The sequence below is a fragment of the Bradyrhizobium sp. WBOS08 genome, from assembly GCF_024585125.1.
In the GTDB taxonomy this organism is placed as follows: domain Bacteria; phylum Pseudomonadota; class Alphaproteobacteria; order Rhizobiales; family Xanthobacteraceae; genus Bradyrhizobium; species Bradyrhizobium japonicum_B.
The window spans coordinates 1,067,530-1,089,439 of the sequence record NZ_CP028988.1 but is presented as its reverse complement, the minus strand read 5'-3'; the positions used below and the strand labels follow the sequence as shown (position 1 = coordinate 1,089,439).

General features: G+C 58.2%; 20 protein-coding genes. 5 read left to right on the top strand and 15 right to left on the bottom strand.

From position 1 onward, the window contains the following. Nucleotides 1-64: 64 nt before the first annotated feature. The 4 genes from DCM80_RS05310 to DCM80_RS05295 form a co-directional block, all read right to left on the bottom strand. Nucleotides 65-373, bottom strand: coding sequence for a hypothetical protein (locus DCM80_RS05310; RefSeq protein ID WP_257196043.1), 309 nt, complete (start codon nt 371-373; stop codon nt 65-67). Further along, a complete protein-coding gene (locus DCM80_RS05305) occupies nt 370-675 on the bottom strand; it encodes a hypothetical protein (RefSeq protein ID WP_257196042.1) in 306 nt (101 codons plus the stop codon). The genes DCM80_RS05310 and DCM80_RS05305 overlap by 4 nt, the downstream gene beginning before the upstream one ends. 80 nt (nt 676-755) lie before the next feature. Continuing rightward, entirely contained in the window at nt 756-971 is a 216-nt protein-coding gene (locus DCM80_RS05300) for a hypothetical protein (RefSeq protein WP_257196041.1), read from the bottom strand. Nucleotides 972-1,030: 59 nt separating this feature from the next. Further along, nucleotides 1,031-1,882 carry a MobA/MobL family protein gene (locus tag DCM80_RS05295; protein WP_257196040.1) on the bottom strand — a complete coding sequence of 284 codons (852 nt, stop codon included), beginning with the start codon at nt 1,880-1,882 and terminating at the stop codon, nt 1,031-1,033. Between the two features lie 299 nt (nt 1,883-2,181). On the opposite strand from DCM80_RS05295, the gene DCM80_RS05290 reads away from it, so the two are divergent. Next, complete coding sequence (locus DCM80_RS05290) at nt 2,182-3,456, top strand: type IV secretory system conjugative DNA transfer family protein (RefSeq protein ID WP_257196039.1); 1,275 nt, start codon at nt 2,182-2,184, stop codon at nt 3,454-3,456. Here DCM80_RS05290 and DCM80_RS05285 read toward each other — a convergent pair. The 7 genes from DCM80_RS05285 to DCM80_RS05255 form a co-directional block, all read right to left on the bottom strand. Further along, nucleotides 3,453-4,811: a hypothetical protein gene (locus DCM80_RS05285; RefSeq protein ID WP_257196038.1), complete on the bottom strand. Its 1,359-nt coding sequence runs from the start codon at nt 4,809-4,811 to the stop codon at nt 3,453-3,455. The genes DCM80_RS05290 and DCM80_RS05285 overlap by 4 nt on opposite strands. A gap of 113 nt (nt 4,812-4,924) precedes the next feature. Continuing rightward, nucleotides 4,925-5,590, bottom strand: coding sequence for a DNA methyltransferase (locus DCM80_RS05280; RefSeq protein WP_257196037.1), 666 nt, complete (start codon nt 5,588-5,590; stop codon nt 4,925-4,927). Then, the gene (locus DCM80_RS05275) at nt 5,587-5,799 is read right to left on the bottom strand and encodes a hypothetical protein (RefSeq protein ID WP_257196036.1); all 213 of its coding nucleotides are present in this window, start codon (nt 5,797-5,799) and stop codon (nt 5,587-5,589) included. The genes DCM80_RS05280 and DCM80_RS05275 overlap by 4 nt, the downstream gene beginning before the upstream one ends. Next, nucleotides 5,796-5,996 carry a hypothetical protein gene (locus tag DCM80_RS05270; RefSeq protein WP_257196035.1) on the bottom strand — a complete coding sequence of 67 codons (201 nt, stop codon included), beginning with the start codon at nt 5,994-5,996 and terminating at the stop codon, nt 5,796-5,798. Before DCM80_RS05270 ends, DCM80_RS05275 begins: the two co-directional genes overlap by 4 nt. Before the next feature lie 272 nt (nt 5,997-6,268). After that, on the bottom strand, nt 6,269-10,864 hold the full coding sequence (locus DCM80_RS05265; protein ID WP_257196034.1) for a hypothetical protein: 4,596 nt from the start codon (nt 10,862-10,864) through the stop codon (nt 6,269-6,271). Nucleotides 10,865-10,899: 35 nt separating this feature from the next. Continuing rightward, entirely contained in the window at nt 10,900-11,451 is a 552-nt protein-coding gene (locus DCM80_RS05260; protein ID WP_257196033.1) for a Pycsar system effector family protein, read from the bottom strand. 9 nt (nt 11,452-11,460) lie between these two features. After that, entirely contained in the window at nt 11,461-12,573 is a 1,113-nt protein-coding gene (locus DCM80_RS05255; RefSeq protein WP_257196032.1) for a Fic family protein, read from the bottom strand. Nucleotides 12,574-12,865: 292 nt separating this feature from the next. On the opposite strand from DCM80_RS05255, the gene DCM80_RS05250 reads away from it, so the two are divergent. The 3 genes from DCM80_RS05250 to DCM80_RS05240 are packed head-to-tail and all read left to right on the top strand — an operon-like array spanning nt 12,866 to nt 16,628. Next, the gene (locus DCM80_RS05250; RefSeq protein WP_257196031.1) at nt 12,866-14,422 is read left to right on the top strand and encodes a transcriptional regulator; all 1,557 of its coding nucleotides are present in this window, start codon (nt 12,866-12,868) and stop codon (nt 14,420-14,422) included. Continuing rightward, nucleotides 14,422-16,116 (top strand): ThiF family adenylyltransferase, encoded by a 1,695-nt coding sequence (locus tag DCM80_RS05245; protein WP_257196030.1) that lies wholly within the window; start codon nt 14,422-14,424, stop codon nt 16,114-16,116. The genes DCM80_RS05250 and DCM80_RS05245 overlap by 1 nt, the downstream gene beginning before the upstream one ends. Next, complete coding sequence (locus DCM80_RS05240; protein WP_257196029.1) at nt 16,113-16,628, top strand: Mov34/MPN/PAD-1 family protein; 516 nt, start codon at nt 16,113-16,115, stop codon at nt 16,626-16,628. The genes DCM80_RS05245 and DCM80_RS05240 overlap by 4 nt, the downstream gene beginning before the upstream one ends. On the opposite strand, the gene DCM80_RS05235 is transcribed toward DCM80_RS05240, so the two are convergent. The 4 genes from DCM80_RS05235 to DCM80_RS05220 form a co-directional block, all read right to left on the bottom strand. Next, the gene (locus tag DCM80_RS05235) at nt 16,609-17,538 is read right to left on the bottom strand and encodes a TIR domain-containing protein (protein WP_257196028.1); all 930 of its coding nucleotides are present in this window, start codon (nt 17,536-17,538) and stop codon (nt 16,609-16,611) included. The genes DCM80_RS05240 and DCM80_RS05235 overlap by 20 nt on opposite strands. A 429-nt stretch (nt 17,539-17,967) precedes the next feature. Further along, nucleotides 17,968-18,522, bottom strand: a complete 555-nt coding sequence (locus tag DCM80_RS05230) for a hypothetical protein (RefSeq protein ID WP_257196027.1) — start codon at nt 18,520-18,522, stop codon at nt 17,968-17,970. Then, a complete protein-coding gene (locus DCM80_RS05225) occupies nt 18,519-19,733 on the bottom strand; it encodes an ATP/GTP-binding protein (protein WP_257196026.1) in 1,215 nt (404 codons plus the stop codon). The genes DCM80_RS05230 and DCM80_RS05225 overlap by 4 nt, the downstream gene beginning before the upstream one ends. Nucleotides 19,734-19,855: 122 nt before the next feature. Beyond that, on the bottom strand, nt 19,856-21,097 hold the full coding sequence (locus tag DCM80_RS05220) for a site-specific integrase (protein WP_257196025.1): 1,242 nt from the start codon (nt 21,095-21,097) through the stop codon (nt 19,856-19,858). A 367-nt stretch (nt 21,098-21,464) separates the two neighbouring features. Between DCM80_RS05220 and DCM80_RS05215 the strand changes: the two genes are divergently transcribed. Next, nucleotides 21,465-21,899, top strand: a complete 435-nt coding sequence (locus tag DCM80_RS05215; protein ID WP_257196024.1) for a twin-arginine translocation pathway signal — start codon at nt 21,465-21,467, stop codon at nt 21,897-21,899. The last annotated feature ends 11 nt before the right edge of the window (nt 21,900-21,910 follow it).

Sequence of the window (21,910 nt, the reverse complement as noted above, 5' to 3'; positions counted from 1 at the left end):
AAAATAAAATCGCTCCCCAGAGGGATGCGCTACAAATGATAGACAACAGACAACGGAGGAATACCTACATCTTCGGCTTTGGCCTCTTTATCTCGGGCTTCTCAAGTTCCGATTCAAGTTTGTTGATTACCATCAACCCACCATCTATGGACCTGCCGACGTACTCCATCCTGTTCTTGGCGATCAGGATGCCGACATCAAGTTTTCCAATTTGTGCGCGGAGGCGTTCGGCCTCGTGAGGCAACTTCCCTACATCTATCTCGGCGAGCCGCTTTTCTAAGCTGCGCTTGGTTTCCTCATGATGATAGATCTCGAAACGAAGGTCCGACAGCTCCTTTTCCAAGCTGCGAACATGCTTTTCGGTGTCACTCATTCGATTTCCAGAAGCGCGGGGTCAATCTCGGCAAGCTGCTGTTGGAGTTTAAACTTTTCTTCCTCTAATCCAAGAATATGCATCGACAAGCCGATCCACTCATTGAGATCCTTCAGGGTCGACTGAGCTATTGACAATTTCTTGCGAGCTAGATCGTGCTCGTCTTCGCGACAAGAATTGCTGAGAGTGGATTTGTATTCGGCAATGCGCCCTTCAACCCATCGCAGCTGATCCAGACGCTTACGCAACTCAAGGAGCTCACGCTTGTGAGCCAGTACGTACGCATCCTCAAGCTTCTGCACAGATTCATAGTATGAGGAACCAAATCAACAGCCAAGTTTATTCAAGCTTGCGCTTCAGCCTAGCCAAGCCCTTCGGGGTCTCAACGCTTTAGCTTCTTCTTTCGTTTGATTTCGAGTTCGGGCTTCTGCTCGTGAATCCAATCAAGTTCTTCAAGAAGCTGGGTCCGAAGGTGCTCACCGATACCGGTCAGGTGCTTCTTTCTGATCGAGGCTTCTTCGTCATCTCGTCCCTTCAATTTCTTCAGTCTCTCTTCAACGTTCTCAAGGCGAACGGCAATATCTCTTGCGCGATCCATATCCTAATCCATTAGCTAAATTTGCCTGATCCTACGGCGGTTGAATTCAATGGCCAACATCATTCGAGCTTGCGCTTAAGTCCTCGCGCCAGTCCTCCGTCCAGGTCGGGCCGATGGATGCCCCGCAGGTGATCGATTTCCCGCGCTTGCCGATCTGCGTCAATGGCGGCCCATCGCGCCTCTTCGGTCTCGTGCGCCAACTGAAGCCGCCGATTGTACGCGGTCCGGCTCATGCCCTTGTCGAGCTTACGGTAGTCCACCACGCGGCTCTTGCTGCGGGTCCTTGGCCGGTTTCGGTAGGAGCGGCGCCGCGAATGCGGCGTTCGCCCCTCTCGGCTCATGCGCCGTGCCCGTACCCCTTCATGTATGGTGGGCTTCCGCTTGATGCCCTGAGCTTCCAACGTCCGCCTATCAATCCGCGCATCCAAGCCGGCGGCTTCTAGCGCAAGATTGGCATGCTTCTCCCAAGCCTTCCGCAGTCGTTCGGTCGAGCCCACCTCACTCATCCCGATGACGCGCTTGTTAGTCTTGGGGTCCCGGTCCCGTATGACGAGGTGGCAGTGAGGGTTCTTCGCGTCCTTGCCCCTGTCATGAAAGGCAGCCAGCCACGGTGCCCGTCCTTTGGTCACGTCTTCGGCGAAGGACCGGACCAGGGCCACCCGCTGTTCGGCGTCCAGCTCTTTCGGCAACGCCAGCATTACCTTGTCGATGACACGGGCATTCTTGCGGCTGGTATCCTCGGCCTTGCGCAGATACCCTATGAGTTGATCGGCCTGAGTCGGCATGCGCTCGCCGTCAATGCGGCCCAGGGCGCGGGTACGAGTGATGTAGCGGATGTGTGCAGCGGCGGTGTAGGGCTCGTCCTGGGTGGACTTGCCAATCGAGCTGTGATGCAGGCTGTAAATCGCCATCAACACCTCGGGTACTGGCGCGGGTTTGCCTGCAAACCCATAAGTGCGCACTACCGTAAGTTTAACCTCCGCCGCCCGGTTGGCAAGCGCCTGGGCCTCCCACTGATAGCGACACTTTCGCCGACGTTCCGGCCTCGCCAGCACTTCCAGGACCGCCACACGGCGCTGCCACGCTCCTAGCTGGGAGCTCACTCCGCGGCGGATGGCGCAATGCACGAAGGCCAGCTAGGATGCGCAGACGTCGCGAAATCGGCCGCTGAATGGCTCGTGGGCCGACCGGGGAAGTCCCGGAAATGGCAATGGGGGCTGATGAAATGGTGGGCAAGGCACCTTTGACGCTCGGCGTGTTCAAGGAGACCGGGCAGGAGTACGTCTTTGATGGCGCCGAGAGCCTCATCACGATCGCGCGGCCGGGGCGCGGCAAGACGCAGGCCCACGTGGTCCGCAATCTCCTTTACCTTCAGGCGCCTGCCATTGTCCTGGACGTCAAGCCGGAGATAGCCGACCTGACCAGCGAGTGGCGCGACCAGAATGTCGGGCCAGTTCAGGTTTTCAGGCCCGGCGATGCCGCCGCGACCGAAAAATTCAATCCACTTGATGCCGTGCCGAACGATCCAATAGCCGCCTACACGGCGATAGGAAGGCTTTTGCCGCTGCTCATGGTGCCGACGGACTCTCACTCGGCCAAAAGCTTCTGGGAGGGCCGGGCGGCCCAGCTCCTCCAGGGCGCCCTCTACGACATCTGCCTGCACGGCTACCAAAGGCGGCGGGATATGTCGGCCGTCGTCGACTGGTTCTCGCCATCGCCCAAGGAGCTAAAGCTCCATATCGAATTTCTTCAAGGATGTGGGGTGAGGAGTCTGGTGCGCATTGGCAACCAGCTTGCCAGTGCGGATGAGGAGACCCGGTCCAATCTGTTCGAGACCGTACTTAGGCACGTCGACGTGTGGGGCTCCCCCCAATTGGAGACGGTCGTCGCGGAGACGACCATTAACTTCGAAGACCTGAGAAGCAAAAACGGCACGCTCTACCTTTGCGTCACGACCGAGGAGCTGCTGATGTACCGGCCCCTCATCCGTACGCTACTCGGCCAGATCTTTTATACGATCCGCGACGCGCGGGATCAGTACGACCTGCCGCCCGTCACCTTCTTTCTCGATGAGTTTCCACAGCTCGGGTATATGCAGGAGATTGAGCAGATGATCGCCCTCGGCCGCCAATCGGGATTGCGGCTCTGGCTGTTTGCGCAAGGGACTTCGCAGCTTCAGAAGGCTTACGGCGACCCGCAACGCATTCTGGAGTTGATGGCGGTGCGGTGCTTCATGGAGCCAACCGCCACGACAGCTCAGGAATTATCGAAGGAGCTGGGAAGCAGGCGCGACCTGCTGACTGGCCAAATGAAGCCGCTGGCGACACCACAGCAACTCATGGGACCGGAATACGTGGACAAGGTGGTCGTCCTTGAAGGCGGCCGTCGCCCAGCGCGGCTGCTCGCGGTGAAGGCCTATGAGGACCCTCAGCTCAAAGGGCGACTAAAGGAGCCTCAGCCAGCAACCGGCGAGCTCACAGACTAACGCGACGTTGCCCAGCCGTCATCGTTGTCCTTATCTTCAACAAACCATCTGACGAGTTCGCCCTTAAATCCTTCATCATCAATCCACTTCTGCAAGAAGTCGAGGTTGTCGCGCCACTCTGCCTCCAGCTCAATGGCACCGCCCGCGTACAGTTCTGGAAAGTGCTGAAACTTTGTGTCGTTGGGATCGAGTTTGTGTTCGCAATTAAGGAGCCCAATCATCCGGTTCGTCATGAACGCGGGATTCGTGACCCCTCTGAACACTCCCGACCGGCTCTTCCAGAATTCGATCTTCACGAGAGCAAGCTGCTTCGCACTCATCGAGACAATCGACCGACCGTTCCGAAATTCTTTCTCCAATGGCGCGCCATCGCAGTGAACCTTCCGGGCTTGAGCAAAGCCTGTCCGCATGTTTTCAAGCAACTCCTGAAGTTTGGCGTCCGTCTCCAAGAGCGGCCAACTGCTTGGCGTTACATCGAGAGACCCGTCAACAATTTCAAGTGTCAGCTGTGCCTCTGCAAGGCGTTTCCTTTCCTCCTCCGCACGAACTGCGTCGGCGGCGGCCTTTTTATCATTCTCGGCATCGACAGCTGCCCTTTCAGCAGCGACCGCCCGCTTGCGTTCAAGCTGAGCGCTGACAAGCTCGTCTTGCAGGCCTGGTGCACGCAAAATATCGAAGTAGGGACAAATAGCCTTTGGTTCCTCGCAGCCAGCAGCTCGCTCCATGGCCTCCTGAAATCTTCTCAAGGCACTGTCCGTGAACGTCGCGGTAACGTTCGGAAGCGATTTGAGCAACTCCTGCCTCAGCTGCTGGTCGTTGATGCCAAATGCTTCGTATCTGTGCATCAGAGAACGCAAAGTGCTGACAAACAGTTTCAAGAAGTGCGCTATTACGAAAAGAACGTTCTCGTCGTTTGTGCCCACGAAAAGTACACCGCGCCGGAAAGACCTTCCGAAGTCTGTGTCATCCACGAAACCGGGGCTGAAGCAAAAACTTCCTTCGTCTTTTAAAACAGCTTCGGCTTTTGCGAGGCTGAAATCGTCGAACGACTCCAGCTTCCTTTGAAAGTAGGCCAGCAATCTCAGCGAGATCCATCGCTGGATTTCGGCACGAACGTATGCCTGCAGGGCGGGATCGCCTAACGCGGCCCGGTGCCTTGGGGCTTGGCTGGAATTGAGGTCGGCAATGACCGAAGCGGAGATGCCCGCTATCTTGAGACGGGCCTGATCTGTACCTGACAGCCAGCCGTGTTGGATATGGCGCCGTGCTTCCAACAGACGCAAACGTTCTTGGGAGGATAGGTTGTTTATGCGGTCGGGACCAAACTTGGCGACGATCGATTCAATGAATTTCATGGAAAACCCCACACCGGATGCAGTTTCCACGCGCATCGTTGACGGGTCAAGCGGCCGAATTGCACAAAAAATCCGGCCTACCGCCTACGGCGGTAGGCCGGTGACTCGCCGCGCTAGGCAGCCATACCCAAGGCGTTCACGCGCAAGGCCGCAGTGGCTTGATGACGCCCGTCGAGCTCGATACCGATGCCGACGCGTCCCGCTCCGCGGGCCGCCACCAGCGTCGAGCCCGACCCGCAGAACGGGTCGAGCACGATACCGCCCTCAGGAGAGAACGCATGAACAAGCGGTCGCAGGTTATTGATTGATTTTTGAGTGGGATGCAGACGATTCCCGGTGTAGTGCCAGTCCATGACGTCAGGCAGGGGACTCGCCGGTAGCGCGGGGCGGCCTTTTGCAAGCAGGTAGGCCTGCTCATGCCGGCTTTCGAGGAAGCGGCTCGCGGAAGCATAGCTTTTCCTGAAAACGATGTGCCCCACCATCTGGAAGCCGGCCTTGCGCCAGGCGCCGATAAACTTGTCGGCGGCATTCCAGCCGTAGAAGCTCAGGCAGAACGTCTTCGGCTTGAGCAACCGGTACATCTCGGCAAATGCTGGCTCCAGCCAGCCATCGCGATTGTCGTTCGCGATGGTCTGCCCGGAGCGCGACTTGTAGCGGCACAGGTACGGCGGATCGGTGAGGATGAAATCCACCGAGCCGGAGGCCATGCGTTGCATGACCTCCACGCAATCACCGTGAACCACGGTGTTGCGGATGTCCTGGATGGGCAGGGCGCTCATGATTGCACCTCCTGCACCAGGGGCCGGGCTTCCCAGCCGAAGTCGCTGCGGAGAAGCTCGAAGCCGTCCATGTTGCCCAGGCTGTCGGTGAGGTAGATGGCCTCGGCCTTGTGAATGGCGTCCTCGCTGGTGGCAGCTTCAACGATGACGCCCCATTCCTCGTAGTCAAAGCACTTGACGAGGAAGCGCCGCGTGGCGGCGGGGCTCATTGCCCCGCCTCCGCGTCAGCCTTCGGTTCGCGAATGACGAGGCGGCCGTTCAAGGGCAGGCAGCTGAGCTGGATGTTGAAGCCCTTGCCGTCATCGTGCGCCCAGGCTGCACCTACCTTGGTCCAGAAGGCCTTGTCGCCTTCGCCCTCGACCACAAAGACGCTGTGGGGGCGCTGGGTCTTTTCGTTGCGTTTCATTTGGTTATCTCCCGTTTGGTTTTGCCGGCTGCGCCAATCGCGGCCGGACGGGAAATCTTTCGGAGACGAGGAGATAGCGGGCGCGCAACGGAGGGTCCGGCCGAGGGCTCCCTTCAGGGATGCGGTTGGATGCCTTGCGCGTACGCGCCTCGGCGCCAGTTTCCCCGTCCTCCTGGCCGTGCATTGGGGTTAAACGCGCAACGGGAGATGAGCTTGAGACGCAACTGGACCACGCCAGAATGCTTTTTCGGCTTGGATCTGGAGGGTGCACGTCAATGCGGAAGGAAGACTCGGTCCGGTGCTCGCATTCCGAAGAGCTTGGATTCCCGCTTGTCCTTCCATCGCTTGATCCGATCAACGATCGAACTTTCAAAGGTCGGCGCGAATCTCTTCAGCAGAGGGCTGGGAAGTTTGGAAACCAAGTCAGATTCTTTGAAGCGGCCATCGACGATCTTGCAAAGCAGAACTGCATGACGCCAAAGCTCCTCCAAAGTGCCTGCCCCCGCCATTTGGCGCGACCAATGCTTCGACCACTGATGGCGATCCATTGCATAGGTCGCGCCTTTGTAGACCTGTTGCAGGTATCCCTTGCTGTCCTTGAGCATTTCTATCGTCTCTAGTGCCCATGGTTCGGCGGGACAAAGCCCGGCTACCATTGTGGCGCGCGCCCGATGAGCAGGCTCGGCCCGATTGCGGCGATCAAGGACGTAATCGCGGATCTCCTGTTCCCGGTTTGCGCGAAACGCGGCAAGTACCTCATTCGCCAATTCATGATCGTTTGCAATTCGATCCAGTCTGGCAAATCGCTGCGCCTTAGTCTCTGGGGTGGAAGCTGCGCCCCATATTGTGACCGCATCAATGGCAAGACGATCTCTGCCGAAAGTCGCGCGCACTGGAGGCACGGCTGCCGAGAGCCGTTGCATCAGTGAGCTTGCATCCACAGAGTTGCGGGAGGACATCGCTTCCGCGATCGCCCAGCCAGTGTTGCATAAATTGGTCAGGTCTTGTTGGTCCATATTCAGGAACAGACTGAGCCATCTGTCAGTTGTCTGCGGAGCGGCCTTGTCGATTTCCCGGACGAGGTCCGAGGTAACGGACCGGATGATGAGCAGCGCTCCTGCTTCGGAGAGTTCACGCTCAAACTGCTCCGCAGCATCCTGGTTGCGTTTTTGCCTCTCGTACCAAGCGTCGCCTGTATCGGAAAGCTCCCTCAGCTGCTGTGAAACATTTCGGGTCGGCGTTGGTCGGTCCGACACTCTAAGAAATGTGATCCAGTGTGGCTCCTCAAACTGCTGCTCAATGTCAGGCAGGTTGCGCTGGATCTTGAACTTCATCGCCTTGCCGATAGCGACCTCAAGCCTATCGGCAACTGCGATGGCCGCCGGGGGACCCAGAATCTCCACCATCTTCTGATATGAGCAGACGTCAATGCGGTCTAGGCAGGACTCGATCGAGATAAGTCCCATTTTTGAAGCTGCAACGAGCGCTCCGGAGCCGTGCGAGATCTCGGCTTTGTCGGTGGCGCTGTCGAGTTCAGAAGCCGTCCAACCGCTGCTCACAATTGCGGTAAGAAGGGATGAATTTTGAGTCGCTCGGACAAGGCCCAGACATGACAATCGAACATGCTTGTGGGTCGAGGCCAGTAGGCTGGCCGCTAGCTCTATAGTGCGCGGTGTTAATGGTGTGCCGGAATGCTCCGCAAACGCAAGCGCGCGAAACTGTGAAACTTCATTACCGTCCGCGATTGCCTTTGCGAGGCCGTCCTCTAGTCGGGCTGGTTCGCACGGCTGAAATAGATCTGCCAGTGCACGAAGAAATGTCGAGTCTTTCGGATGAGCAAGAAGGGCATCAAGCTGCTCTTCTCCCGTCATGTGGGGGAATGCAATCAGTAGCGCGTATTGCGCCGCAATGTGCTTTTCGTGATGTTTATCGCCACTTAATGCCTCGGTCGCCACCTCTGCAGCTTTTGCGGTGAACCTTTTTGCAAGGGAGGGTTCCAGTGCACTGGTGTGCTTGTGCAGTAGGAATGTTGCAAGGCGGAATGTCTCCGTCGGTCTGGATAGGGACTGATCGGCGAAGCGCCGCATCACCTCGATAGCGACATCCGACTTGAAGCGCGCAAGACCAATACGCGCCATGTCAAAGAAACGATCTTCCTGGCCATGGCCCATGTTTCCTCGCAGCTTGGAAACATCGATTGTCGAGTAGTTCTTCGCCGTGTCGTCGATGTTATCTGGGTCCGTAGATGAAGGATCGCAGGGATCGGTGGCGCAGTAGGTCTCGATGAGGCGCCACCCCCCAAATCGTTCTTGGTCCTTCGTCAAAGCCTGAAAAAGTTCGCCGGCTGCTGCTGCGTCGTCGCTGTCTCCGGTGGCGTACAGGAGATACGAAAGTGCCCACTGGCCCGTCCCGGATGTGTTTGGTCCCCGGAGGGGTTGTGCAGCTGCGAGTATCGCAGTCCTGGTCTCAGCCCAATCGAGGACGTTCAAACGGATGAGGTTATTGAAATCCTCACGTCGATCACGATAGCTGCCATTGAACGCTGAAGCGAAAGCCCAGTTGCGCAGGCTCTCCGCATATTCGGCCAGAGGATGCCCCCCCAAGAACTGAAAGGATAAAGCACTTAGCCCGCTATAGTCGCCACGCTCCGGCCGGATCAGATCGTCAAGGAGAGCTTTCTCAGCTTCGCATAACTGCTTCATTTTATCCGCGAGCTCAGCGGCGCGTTTCGCGCGTTGTTCCTTTCGCTTTTCTTCCGGTTCGCCCGGATGCGAGGGGGCCATCGCGCGCTCTGGATCGTCAGAATACATGCTGAGCCAACGCAGAAGCGTCTCCTTCAGCGCTTCGGCGCAGTCGGGGGCGGCCCGGCTGTCATGGATAGCCTGGACTAGCCAGGACTGGTTTGCGGTGACGCCTTCAATGAGTGCAGAGTTCTCTAGAGCGATAAGGAAGGCTCGAGGGGCCTGCTTCAGCAGCGCCCTGAATTCGGTATAAAGCGTCTGGTCTAAGTTCTGGAGGTCCACGAAGCACTGGATCAGCGGGGCTGTGACTTCCGCAGGCGAACCTTCAAGAATGGACGCGAGTACGGCAGCGAGTAGGACGTCGCTTGTTTTGTCCAGTGCGGCGATAGGGTCTAGAACCTCTCCGAGCGCTTCAAGTACATTCTTCTTCTGCCGGAGGGCAGTTCGCGTGGAAGTCAACAGCGACAATCCCAGTGCCAATGAAAGGCCTTCCTCTTTCAGAGCGTATTTGCTGGGATCGTCTTCAAGAACTTCGAAAAAGCGGCCTGCCGACGTTAGCTCGAATTGCTGTGCCACGCTCTGCGGCGGGTGACCTGAGAGCGGATTTGGGCGGTCAAACACAGTTAGATCAGCTTGCTGATTGTCTTTCAGCCTTGCGATGATTTGATCGGCGTGCCGGCGGATATCGCCGACGAACTGCCATGGGGGAATCTTACTGTTCTCTGATTCACCGCCGATCCGAATATGCTCGAAGAGTAGTCGATTCACGCTTAACTCGCCGAACTGATCGATCTTCTGATCTTTGAGGAGCGCTGCGGCAATCCCAAACAACCGGGGGTTACGCAAGCTTCGTACAACATCGGCGTTGAGCTGGCTAATGGATGTCCCGAACGAAGCGAGCAGCGAGTCCAGCTCGGCGTCATCCCATTCAGGCACAACACATTTAGCGACGTTGCTTACGAGGCGCCCTTCCAGATTATCCTTGTAGAAGAGAGTCCTGCAGCTAATGACGACTTTGCCGCCGATTTCGGCGGCAACTTCGCTCAACATGTCGATCACGTGAGCCCAATTGCCAATATCCCGTTGATTCAGGCCATCGACAAAAACCACGAGCCGTGGTTGCTCGGGACTGGGGAGGTGTTTCCACCGGCGGAGATGATGATGCCAACGATTGTGCGAAATTTGGGTGGGCGGTTCACCACTTTGCCCAATGAGCTTGGCAACGAGAAGGTCTCGCATCGACTCAAGGGAAGACGGTACATTGAAGTCCTCAGGCAGAAGAACGATCGTTAGTGATTTCGACGGCTGATGGATCCATGCCTGCGCAAAAATCCATGATTTGCCGTTTCCTTCGGCCCCCAGAATTGCGACGACAGAGCCATCCGGCTTGGAGAAGATCGCATCAGCTGTTCTTGCTCGAAGAGCCGGGCGATCGAGGACCCCCTGTATTGAAGCATCTGTCGGGGAAAGGGCTTGTCCGAACACGACGCGGGCGCGTCTCCTGTTTCCAAAGGCCTCCGACAAAAAAGCGATGTTGTCCTTGAGGGCAAAGGCCGGGGCGATACTTGGCTGCAGAAGCTCGGCTTTCAGCTCGGCGGACCGTTCGGAAAACTGGGGATGAGCAGTTACCGCCTGTAACTGAGCAACAACATCGGAGTGCGAAGTCGGCGTCTTATTGGAAAGGAAGTTGGCCGATGCCGTGGGGGCCATGGCCAGCAGTGTTGCAAGTTCGGACAGGCCGCTTGCGGGCCATGCAAGCACCTTGACTGAGATGCCGAGCTTTCTGCCCGCTTTTTGCGCCGTGTTGGTGTGCTGCACAGAGATCGGACCGGTCGAAGCCAATATCCAGAGTCCGGTCTGACCTTCCTCATCAGCCGCAATTTCTGCAATTTTCGAGAGGATCTGATCCTTTGCCACGGCATCTTCGTAAAGCTTGCCCTCGAAGGAGATCGCGCCCTCATCTAGAACCGACTGGCCGTCTTTGCCGCGCTGTGAGCCTGAGCTGGCAAGCGCGAAAGTGCGACCTGTAAGTTCGGTTAGCACGGCCGCTAGCAGACCCTCGAATCCATTCGGCCCGGTCGGTTCGAGCTTGCGGACTGTGTCGCGTAGGTTGTCGATGGTCTGCATGGTTCATCTTAACCCAACTACCTGTACCGAACGAACTATTTCAGAAGAAGGCGCAAACCCCACCAAACAGGTGGGGAGGATAGCGCAAGAATCGCAGCGAATACGAACCCAGCCGCGATATTAAACATCGAGAACTTGCGGGTCGCGATGCGGGCGTTCACCGAGATCTGGACACACAGGTCGTCGAGATAGCGTTCGGTGACGCTATGGTTTTCGGAGGGCTTGTATCGTTCGGTGACTCTCTCGTGATACCGGGCAACAGGGATTTCAGCGATATGCCCCCAGTAAAGCAGACTCTTGGCATCATCGTCAGGTTGGTGAAAGCGCGCCATAACCTGCGGAACGAAGGAAAGAATGCAGACGAGCCCACCGATCGCGAAGAGCGGAAGCGCAACGCAGAAGGCGACATTGTACCCAAGAGGAAGCGTGGCCTGGCCAGTCAGCAGATTAATGGAGCCGATGATCCAGGCGGAGGAGAACGTGAGCAGTGCTGCGTTCTTGGTCTCCGCGAACTTCACGAAATCGATGTTGCGGCCGAGCTGCGTGGAAAGAATTTTCTCGAATGCATCTTCCTGGTCGTCTTTCATGATGTCCCATCAGGTTTGCGCGTCGACAAGCGAATAGCTTGTGCTCCTGCCGCCAGCAGCGTCCTTCTGAAGTATCCCGTGCTCAACAAGTTCGTCGATGTCTCTTGAGGCGGTGGCTTGCGACACTTTTGTAAGCTTGGCCCACTTCGACGAGGTCAGCTTGCCCTCGAAGCCATCCAGGAGGCGGTTGAGCACCAGCTGCTGGCGCTTATTGAGCTGGCGGGTGTTATGCAGATCCCAAAAGTTCGCCTTGCGGAGAATGCTGGCAAGGATGATGTCCGCGCCGTCAAAGGCGCGATCAAGGCAATCGAGAAACCACGCCAACCAGTCGGTGATGTCGAGGTCACCCTTCTGAGTCCGTTCGAGAATGGTATAGTAGTCATTTCGTTCCCGGCGGATTTGCGCGGACATGCTATAGAATCGCTGCGCGCTTTGTTCGGAGCGTGCGAGCGCCAAGTCAGCGATGGCACGCGCGATGCGCCCGTTACCATCCTCGAACGGATGGATCGTCACGAACCAGAGGTGTGCGAGGGCGGCTTTCAACACCGGGTCAATGCCACCGGCATTTCCGTTGAACCACTCCAGGAACGCGTTCATCTCTTGGGCAAGGCGCTCGGCGGGAGGAGCTTCGTAATGGACGCGCTCGCGCCCGATCGGGCCAGAGATCACCTGCATCGGACCGGCTTGCGCCGTGCGCCAGGCACCCACAACGATTTTGGTCATGCCGCTTCTACCGGTGGGAAAGAGCGCGGCATGCCAACCGAACAGCCTTTCGTCGGTAAGCTCGTCAGCGTAGTGCTCGGTCGCGTCGAGGATCATCTCCACGACGCCCTCAACGTGCCGGTCGGCGGGGACGAGCGCACCGATATCCATCCCGAGGCGGCGTGCAATGGACGACCGGACCTGGTCGCGGTCGAGAACTTCACCTTCGATCTCGCTCGACTTCACGACTTCTTCGGTGAGGGTCTGGAGTGTGGCCTCGGCCTTGAGCGGGAAACCTAGCCGCTCCATACGGCCCAACAATCGCCCCTGCTTATGTCGAACTGCAGCCAGGCGATCGGCAATCCGTTGAACGTTCCAGTTGAAAGCTGGCCACCCCGGCAGTTCGTGAATATAGACCATAATCTCATCATCCTTTGCAGAGATTATGGGGCCTATTCTCGTCATCGGCAAGGCTATTCTCTACAAAAAATGCAGAGAAAATGGCGCGCAATCTCTGCACAGCGGAAAATGGGGGAAAACTGCCCAAATCTGTTACAGCCGTCTTCTATCAGTTCTTCTTATGTTCTAAATATACGCGTTACGCGTGCAGGGTCAACGAGGCACCTCGCACGGCAGAGATCAATGACGCGCTGCCATCGCCGTCGCCCTTCCGGGCACCGCTCGTGCCGCGCATCCAAACGGAGCAGCAGCAATGGCAGGTCGGAATTGGAATAAAGAGCGTGCCACAAAGCGGATCGATGCCAAGATCGACGGCCTTCCGCTCAAGGCGATCGAGATCAAGGAATACGTGCGAGACACCGATCTCTCCAACCTCGCAAACACGGTCGCTTACCGTGTCGACGGCGTGCACCTTTACGCCGACGTGCTCAACATGAAGGACCTGCTGGCAGTCACCGATATCGAAGGTGAAACCTGCCACAAGCGCACGCTCCGCTTTCTGAATCTCCATTACCGGGCGGTGCACCGGATCATCGCCCGGGTGGATGCCATCCTGGTCGACTTCCACAACCAGCGCCTCCATTCCGTGGTGGCCAAGCCCTACGACAGCGAAGCCAAACGGGTGCACCGCGCCGTTGCAACGGCGCAACTGATCATCGACGTCTTGGCGCAAACAGGCGAAGACGCCGATCACCCGGCCGCGAAGGTGCGGGTCGGCATCGACACCGGCAAGGCTCTGGCGGTGAACAACGGACGTCGCGGCCACCGCGAGCCGCTGTTCCTGGGCGAGCCCGCGAACTATGCAGCCAAGCGCTCAGGCGGTGGTACCGCAACCGGCATCTATCTCACCAACAAGGCGCGCAAAGCCATCGGGCTTTCAGAGGCGACCGACGTTGATGTGACGCCACTCACCGTCGCCGAAATCGAAAAGAGCCAGAAGGAGGCCAAGCTAGAGGTCACGGCCGCCGAGATCGTCAAGGAATGGAAGGAAGATCTGAAGAACAACCCGATCGGGGCGTTTGAATTTTCCGGGCACACGCCTCCGTACTCGACGCTCGACATCGAAACGCTTTCCGCCAAGAACTCGCGCCGGCAGGACGCCTGCGCGGTGTACGGCGACATCGACGGCTTCACCAACTACGTGGGCAAGAACATCGCCACCGACGCCGGTGCCAAACACGTCGTGCGCGCCCTTCACGTGCTGCGGGCCGAGCTCGATGCGGTGCTCCACGAGGATTTCAAGGGCGTGAAGGTCCGCTTCATCGGTGATTGCGTGCACGGCCTGTTGGTGGAGGGGACAGCGCAAACCACCGACGTGGAAGAGACCATCAGCAACATGACCCTTTGCGCAGGCGGCATGCGCAGTAGCTTTGACCTGGCCCTCGTGCGTCTGAAGACGAACGGCACCGACGCCTCAAGCCTGGGGCTCGCGATCGGCTTCGACTTCGGTCCGATGAACGTCACGCGGCTTGGCATCAAGGGCGAACTCATTCGGTGCTCGGTCAGCCGCGGCGTTTTGGCGGCAGAGAAAGAGCAGTCCCGCTGCGCCGGCACGGAGAGCGCAATCGGGGCGAACGCCTACGCCAAGGCCTCGGAGCCGGTGCGCACCATCTTCGGTTCGGGCCGCAAACGCGCTGGTCTCGACTATGAGACGGCCGTCAACGAGATGTCCGCCAAGGGCGATAAGGCAGCGAAAGCGGCCAAGGCGCTGTCCACGGGCTCCCTGTTGCAGCCCGCTGCCGCTGCGGCCCAGCCGTTCAGCTTTCCCAACCGGCCGACCGGACCCGCCACGCCCGGCGGTTTTGCTTGATGTGGTGGTATCTTTCCGATCTCGGCCGCTTCAAGAGCGAAAGGCTGGGGCTTGAAGCCCTGGCCGCTAGCGCGGAATGGCTGACCCCGCTCGGGTGGAGGACGGATGATACCAAACGTTTGATCTTCGACGCCGACATTACGATCGGAGCGCGCACTTACCCTGTGTATCTGAGCTATCCCGCGCATTTCCCGCATACGCCGCCTTCCGTCTATCCGAGGGGCGACCAAACGACTTTGTGGTCGAACCACCAGTTCGGTCCTGGCGGCGAGCTGTGCCTCGAATATCGGCCCGATAACTGGACGAGCGATATCACTGGCGCGATGCTGCTAGAGAGCGCGCACCGGCTGCTGTTTACGGAAAACCCGCCCGAGGGCGAAGCGGAGAGGGTCCCTTCGGCGCATGAAGTTTCGCTTGGGCAGACCTTGCGTACGCGCAATCTCCGGATGCTACTGACCCGTGGGCTGACGGCTTTCTTCGCCAGCATGAAGACCGGCGAGATGCTCAAAAGCAATATGCTGGTGCTCTGCCGTCCGGAAACCAACGTATACGTGATCGAGAAAGTCACGAAATCGGACGGCGAGGTCTGGACCGATCCTGACGTGCCGCTGAAGCTGGGCAGTGAAACCTTTGAGCGTTCGGCACCGATTCTGCGGATCGAGCTAACCCAAGCACTGCCGCCTACGACAAGCGTTGCTGATTTCAAGGCTGCGACAAAAGCGCTTGGATTCGATGAGGATGCGGCCACAATCGTCATCCTCAGGGGCGACAAGGCTCATTGCTTCTTTGCATACAGCGATTATGCCGGCGAAGTCGCCACCATCCCTCCTGAGCCCGTCTCCCAGCGATTGGACGAAAGCCATGAACGCCTCCGGGAGATGAGCGTCGCACTCATCGGCTGTGGGTCTTTGGGAAGTAAGGTCGCGGCAATGCTCGCGCGGTCTGGAGTAGGCAATTTCTATCTGGTCGATGATGACCTTCTTCTGCCTGACAACCTGGTGCGCCACGATCTTGATTGGCGAGATATCGGCACCCACAAGGTCGATGCGGTTGCACAGCGCATCAGGAACGTGAATTCCAAAGCGAAGGTTTATGTCCGCAAGGTGCGGATGGCCGGCCAGGAATCGAGTGGCAGTGCGGAGACCGCAATCGCCTCGTTGCTCGCACGCGACGTTATCGTCAACGCGACCGCAAACCCGAGTGTTTTCAACTTGGTCGCAGCGATTGCTGAGTCGGAGCAAAGGCCCGTTGTGTGGGCCGAAGTATTCGGAGGAGGGTTCGGCGGGCTTATGGCTCGTTATCGGCCCGGTAAGGAGCCGTCCCCTCAGCTCATGCGCCGCGCGATAGAAAACTGGTTTGCGGAGAGAGGGTATCAACCCAAGACCGTCACGCGGGATTATGCGACCGGAGGCGACGGACCGCCGATGATCGCTGACGACGCCGATGTCGCCAGTATCGCTGCCGCCACCGCGCGGTTGACCATTGATACGCTTCTGGCGCGCGAGCCCTCTTATTTCCCTGTGTCGGCCTATGTTCTGGGCCTTGCGCCGGAGGAAGGCCTTTTTACGCAAGCTTTTGAAACATTTCCCATCCCGATGCCGGAGGCGCCACCGCAAGAGCGTCCCTTCGACCTGTCTGCCGAAGAAGCCACCGCCGAGATCGTGGAAATCGCCAAGATCTTCGACAAGCAATGAAAGTGCTTCTTCCGTACGAAGTGGTCCAAAAGCTGGCGGCGGAGCTTAAGCGTGCAGGAATACGCGAGATCGGCGGTGTTCTCGTGGGCGAACACGTCGGTGGCGAGACGTTCCGCGTCGCTGACCTTTCCATACAACACAGCGGGGGCTCGGCGACCCACTTCGTAAGGGATGTAGAGCACAATCGGGCGTTCATCGCGGATTTCTTCGCGCGCACCGGTCATGACTATGAACGTTTTAACTATCTAGGCGAATGGCACTCTCATCCTTCGTTCGAACCGCTGCCCAGCGGGCAGGATACACGCGCGATGCGGGATATCGTCGAGGATCCGAACGTGGGAGTTAACTTTGCGGTTCTCTTAATCGTCACCCTCGCCAGAAGGTCCTCGCTGCGCCTGTCTGGGACGGCCTTTCGCGCAAACGCCTCGCCCGTCAACGTCGACATCAGGATCGAGGGTGGTCCCGGCCCCAAACGTAACTGGATTGTGCGGTTTATCGATCTTTTTCGATAGAGAACGTCCGCACTCCAAGGCGAAGTACGAGATCCCTGATGGTGTCGCATACCGGCGCAATCCGCTCGGCAATGGTTGCATCATCGCCCGCCTGGTAGGGCACAAGGGTTAATCCCTGTAAATCAGAGGGAAGCTTTAAGTCCTTTACCTTGGGATGCACCAGGATGGTGCGATAGCGGCTGAGCTTGCCCATAAACAAACCAAGCTCGAAGAGAACGTTGTCGCGGACGGTCGGCGCACGTTGCCCGCGCGATTCAGAGATGTCGTCCGGTTCGGCGATCGCCACCGCGAAATCGGATTCACCCACCTGCTTCTCTAAAGCCTCCAACGGGTAGCCGCCGGCAAAAAATACGCCGTCATCCCACACCGTACTGAACACGTCCTTTTCCAAGCCGGACCGAAGTGCGTGAGCGATCTTCAACGCCTCGGACGAGGACATAATAAAGAGCTTGGGAGCCTTGTTGGGAGGGTAGATGGTCTTGTTGCGTTGGTGAAGGCGCTTAGAGAGTTCCTGCGCAATCGGCAGCCACAACTCGGGGAAGCTGTGTCCGACAGAGAGGAAGGCTGCGCTACTGAGCTTTAACACGACCGCGTTCTCGAGCACGGTGACAGTGGCCGAGCGCGGTAGCGACGGCTCGATGGCCGCCATTTCTCCGACGTGTTGGCCCGCCGCGCGCGTTGCGACTTGAGCGCCATTTACGATGACGGCGACGACCCCCGTCACAAGCAGATAAATGTCGTTATCGGCAGCGTGCTGAACGATGATGTTCTCACCTGGCCTGAATTCAACGAGTTCGCCCGCATCCGCGAGCGCGGTGGCGATTTCAAGCTTGCCTCCGGCAAATTCCTGGCGGCGAAGGGATGCAACGAGCTGAGGGCGGTTTTGCTCTCCTTCAAATCGCTCTTTCATCGCCACCTCAATTGCTCAATTGAAATTCTGGTGCGGGCGGCCGGACTCGAACCGGCACAGGCCTTACGGCCCTACGGATTTTCGTACCACTTCGGCTTTCGCCGCCGCCTTTCCGGCGTTCGTGGTCTGGACTATCCCTTCACCCTGGCTTGGAAGCTTTAGGTGCTGCCCGTCTAGTCTCTACACCTTCCCCCTGGCGGGGGCTTGGCTCGGGATTGCCAGTAAAGGTTTCCCCGACTTTGAGCAGTTCTGCACCCTGGGTTTCCCCGGGGGCACTCAATGGCTTAAGTCCGATGCGTCTACCAATTTCGCCACGCCCGCATCGGTCCATCTATACGGCGCAAACGCCCATAGGGCAAAGAGAATACAGTCGTTTTCGCACACGGTTTGAGCAGCATCGCCTTACGGAGCCCGTCCGGATAGCTCACGCTAGAGCAGGCCGATGCTTTGCAGGAAGCTGCTCAGGTCGGGCTCAACGGTAGCCGCCAGGCGCACCTCGGCCAGCGTGATTTGGCGGGCCAATTGGAGTGCGGGCGTTCCCTTCTGATATCCAGGCCAGCGCCGTTGCAGCTCCTGCATGCTCCTGCCGGCCGGTGGCCTCAATGCTTGGCAACCCGGCAGGTGACGTAGGAGTACGGCCTCGAAATCCGGATTCTGCCAGATGAGGTAATCGATGCCATTCGCTCGGGCAAGAGCTTCCGCGGCCGCATTCTTTTGAGCAGTTCCGCGGTCCAGCATGACGGCCTTGACGGCAAAGGGAGCCCGGCGACGCTGAATATGATCTATGCGTTGTACTGCCCGCACCACAAGAGCCTCAGGATCGCCGGCTCCCGGTTGTAGAACTTCCGCGTGGAGGTGGATGTGAACGTTATCCAATTCACGCGCAAGACGGCCCAACAAAGCACCATAGCCTTCCTCGCTCTGGCCTTCGCATCCCAGGAAGATTGGCCTTCTCTGGGGAATAAGGGCGATCCGGCGCCTCATCCGATATTTGGAACAGCGCCGTACGCGCCGGACAGGTACTTGCGGTAACGGTTATCAGTGCGACGGACGTTCTGGATGTCCTGCATGCCATACACACTGGTGCGTCCTTGCGCGTCCTTCTCGCAGAAGAACACCTCCTCCTTGAGCAATTCCTCGAGCAGTGACGCTGAGTGACAGGTTACCCACAGCTGCGCGCCGTGAGGATTCTTGTTCGGGTCGTAGAACCAGCGAATGATTTCCGGCAGCACCAGCGGGTGGATCGACACATCTATCTCATCGACCAACACCAGACCTCCTCTTTGAAGGCCAATATGCAGCCACGGAAAGTTCTTCACAAAACTTCGGGTACCGTGGCTTTCGAATGACCAGGGCATCGGCGACTGAAGACCTTCATGGTCGAAAAACGCCATCGGTCCCGTTGCCTGCGGTATGACGTCCATCCGGCGAATGCCGAGATCGATCCGCTGGATCTCCCGGTTTAGCGCTTCAACAGCCGAACTGTTGGTGGCGTAGTACTGTATGGCGCTGACGTCGGTGATTTCGTTCCGGTCGGCGACAAGAATGTTGCCGACGATCGCCTGTGCAGCTTCCCTCAACCTCAGGGAGATCGGATGGTCAAACTGCGCAAGGGTCGCAATCAGACTCGCATTGTCGCGCACCTTGTCGATGACCTTGCTGTAGCCGCTCAGCCCGAAGACCTTGCTCGCCTGCACGGAGTCGCCAGCCCGCTCGAACACGCGAGCCCATTTTCCCTTGCCTCCGCCGCGCTGCTTCAGCGACTCCGAGCCTACAACATAACGGTTCTCCTTCCGGATGACCTCAAGTTCGTAGCGCCAGGTGCCGTGCTCGGTCGCGTCATCAATCTTCGCAACTAGCAGGTCGAGGGGGGCGCTGAATTCAATTGCGAGCCGCATCGGCTGAGTTTGCGCTTCGGCGTCGTTGAAACGTTCGCAGGGCAAGCTCGCGTCGGGAGTAAGCTGGAAGGAGCTATGGGTAAACCAACCGATAAACGAAAGGGCTTTGAGGACCGTCGACTTTCCAGATGCATTCGGCCCGAAGATCCCTACTACCCGGGGAGAGCGCTCTTTGGACCCGGGGAAGAGAACGTCAAACCTGCCGGGGGCTTCCGGCACACTCTGGCCGACCCGCAAGTCTAGTACTTGAGGCTTCCGGATTGAGTAAAAGTTCTCAATTTCAAGGCGATAGAGCATGTCAACTTTCTTCCCTAGTGCCTATCTATATAGGTCTATACGGAGAAAATTGCAAGTTTTGTGTTGAAACTGTCAATATACAGTTGATTTTTGTGATTATCAGCGGTTGGTGGCGAAGCTGTTTACCGAAGCGTCTCCAGCTCGCCCTTGCGGATTTCCGCCACTTCCCGCTTCGGCCTCTTCTTGCGGACGTTGATGGCGCTGGCGTCCAGCACGTCCTTGAGGTGGGCGGCATAGTACTTCTCAATCATTTCAACGCTGGTGCGGCAGTTCTTGGCCAGCATGTAAATGTCGGCGCCCTCCATCAGGCGGAAGCAGATGTAAGTGTGCCGCAGGCTGTATAACGTGCGGGGGCGTCCCTCGCGGTCGAACTTGAGCCCAAGCTCCTTGAGGATTTCATTGAACATCGCATGGTGTGACTTGGGGAAGATCCTGTCGGTAGGCTGCGGTTTGTTGCGCTTCTTCAAGCGCTCAAACACCGGCACGGCATTCTGCGTGCTCTTACAGGGACCATAGCCGCGCTTTCCGCGCACTTCGATCTCAAGGATCGTCTCCTGGGTGCCTTCATCGAAGGCCACCGTTACGTCGCGATACTCAAGGCGCAAGGCCTCGTCCGGCCGCAGACCGGTGTTGCTCATGAAGAGGATGAGGTCATGCAGTTGCTCGCCCCACCACTTGTATTTGTTATTCAAAGGCTTCCGCGCCCGTTTCCCGGTCGCGGTGTAGAGTTGTCTGTATTCCTCACGCGAGAACCAGGCCCGATGTGAAATCTTGCCGTTTTTCCGGTAAGGCTCTGAAAGATCGGGGAGTGATGCTAACCACTGGTGGCGTATGGCGGTCTTGAGGATTTGCCGGAGGCAGACGATCTCCTGGTGCATTGTCGTGCGGGCAGGTGGCTTTCCCCACCTTTCCTTGGCGTCCGCAATCCTGAACATGCGGTACTCGTTCACGAGACCGCCGGTGATTTCCGAGAGGCCCTTCTTGCCAAAGAAGGGAATCAGGTACTTGCGCGCCCGGCGCTCGTGGCCGGCGATGTAGATGGAGTTGCGCTGACCTTCCGTCAGCACTGGAAACTCCTCCAGGAATTTTTCGGCGGCTGCCTTGAAAGTCTTTTCCCTCTTGCGAGCGGTGACCTTTTCCAGGTCACCGCTGGTCACCAGCCCCCGCAGTTTCATGTACCACTGCTCGGCAATCTCCTTGGCCAACTGGAGATCATCCGCGCCTGTGGCTGACCGGTGTTGTTTTCCTTCGATTGAAGCGGAGCAATGATAGTGGCCGCGCTTCCCGCGGCGGTAGATGTGAACTTTGCCACCAAGAATAACGTGGCTCTTTTGTTTTAAGGCCCGCGTCGCGAGTTCTTCCATGACCCTTGCTTTCGTTGGCTTCGCGGCTCGGCCACACGCTGGGCGTGCTAGACCGCGACTTGTGCTAACAATGTGCTAAGGGTTTTAGGCTTGGTCAATCACCTAACTTGATGATTTATCGTACATTTTTATCCTTAGCTCATCAAGGATAAGAATTTTAAGTCCCTTGCGTCTACCAATTCCGCCATGCCCGCTTTGATCCAACGAGATCAAGCACTTAAGTCCATCGCCGGCGGTCTGGAATTGGCGCCTTGTGTCACCGGGGGACGTTTCTTCTCTAAGCGAGCCGGCGGCACAAGGCAAAGCCTCAATCCGGACATGTGTTATTGCTTTAGGCATTCTCATCCACGGGGACTCTTCATCCGACATGCCTGTTTCGTTTCTCTCCCGCTGTCGCTCCGGGCGCGGACTGCTTGCGCTGGGCCTGTTCTGCGCGGCGCTCGCCGGCTGTGCGAGCGTCAGCGACACCATCAGCCCGGCCTTCGTGGACCCGGCCCGCTACGACCTCTGGGATTGCAAGCAGCTTGCTCCCGAACGCAAAAATCTCGTCATCCGCATCCAGGACCTCGAGCGGCTGATGGCGAAGGCCGAGACCGGGACGGGGGGCGTCGTCGTCGCAGAGCTCGCCTATCGCAACGATTACGTCGCCGCGCGGGGCCAGCAGAAGCTGCTCGAAGAGACCTGGCGCAGGAATAGATGCCGCGAGAGCGACATGGAGGCGGCAACACCGCCCGCCGAGCCGGCGGCTGCGCCGGCCGCAGCGGTCAAGCCCGCTCCGAAATCCGGCCGACCGGCACGCTGAGGCCGCGACCG

Excerpts from the sequence above, each read along its gene's own strand:
- DCM80_RS05230 (WP_257196027.1), bottom strand. The coding sequence starts at position 18,522 with ATGAGGCGCCGGATCGCCCTTATTCCCCAGAGAAGGCCAATCTTCCTG.
- DCM80_RS05265 (WP_257196034.1), bottom strand. The coding sequence starts at position 10,864 with ATGCAGACCATCGACAACCTACGCGACACAGTCCGCAAGCTCGAACCG.
- DCM80_RS05250 (WP_257196031.1), top strand. The coding sequence starts at position 12,866 with ATGGCAGGTCGGAATTGGAATAAAGAGCGTGCCACAAAGCGGATCGAT.
- DCM80_RS05235 (WP_257196028.1), bottom strand. The coding sequence starts at position 17,538 with ATGAAAGAGCGATTTGAAGGAGAGCAAAACCGCCCTCAGCTCGTTGCA.
- DCM80_RS05300 (WP_257196041.1), bottom strand. The coding sequence starts at position 971 with ATGGATCGCGCAAGAGATATTGCCGTTCGCCTTGAGAACGTTGAAGAG.
- DCM80_RS05295 (WP_257196040.1), bottom strand. The coding sequence starts at position 1,882 with ATGGCGATTTACAGCCTGCATCACAGCTCGATTGGCAAGTCCACCCAG.
- DCM80_RS05220 (WP_257196025.1), bottom strand. The coding sequence starts at position 21,097 with ATGGAAGAACTCGCGACGCGGGCCTTAAAACAAAAGAGCCACGTTATT.
- DCM80_RS05245 (WP_257196030.1), top strand. The coding sequence starts at position 14,422 with ATGTGGTGGTATCTTTCCGATCTCGGCCGCTTCAAGAGCGAAAGGCTG.
- DCM80_RS05215 (WP_257196024.1), top strand. The coding sequence starts at position 21,465 with ATGCCTGTTTCGTTTCTCTCCCGCTGTCGCTCCGGGCGCGGACTGCTT.
- DCM80_RS05275 (WP_257196036.1), bottom strand. The coding sequence starts at position 5,799 with ATGAGCCCCGCCGCCACGCGGCGCTTCCTCGTCAAGTGCTTTGACTAC.
- DCM80_RS05260 (WP_257196033.1), bottom strand. The coding sequence starts at position 11,451 with ATGAAAGACGACCAGGAAGATGCATTCGAGAAAATTCTTTCCACGCAG.
- DCM80_RS05280 (WP_257196037.1), bottom strand. The coding sequence starts at position 5,590 with ATGAGCGCCCTGCCCATCCAGGACATCCGCAACACCGTGGTTCACGGT.
- DCM80_RS05290 (WP_257196039.1), top strand. The coding sequence starts at position 2,182 with ATGGGGGCTGATGAAATGGTGGGCAAGGCACCTTTGACGCTCGGCGTG.
- DCM80_RS05240 (WP_257196029.1), top strand. The coding sequence starts at position 16,113 with ATGAAAGTGCTTCTTCCGTACGAAGTGGTCCAAAAGCTGGCGGCGGAG.
- DCM80_RS05270 (WP_257196035.1), bottom strand. The coding sequence starts at position 5,996 with ATGAAACGCAACGAAAAGACCCAGCGCCCCCACAGCGTCTTTGTGGTC.
- DCM80_RS05310 (WP_257196043.1), bottom strand. The coding sequence starts at position 373 with ATGAGTGACACCGAAAAGCATGTTCGCAGCTTGGAAAAGGAGCTGTCG.
- DCM80_RS05255 (WP_257196032.1), bottom strand. The coding sequence starts at position 12,573 with ATGGTCTATATTCACGAACTGCCGGGGTGGCCAGCTTTCAACTGGAAC.
- DCM80_RS05285 (WP_257196038.1), bottom strand. The coding sequence starts at position 4,811 with ATGAAATTCATTGAATCGATCGTCGCCAAGTTTGGTCCCGACCGCATA.
- DCM80_RS05225 (WP_257196026.1), bottom strand. The coding sequence starts at position 19,733 with ATGCTCTATCGCCTTGAAATTGAGAACTTTTACTCAATCCGGAAGCCT.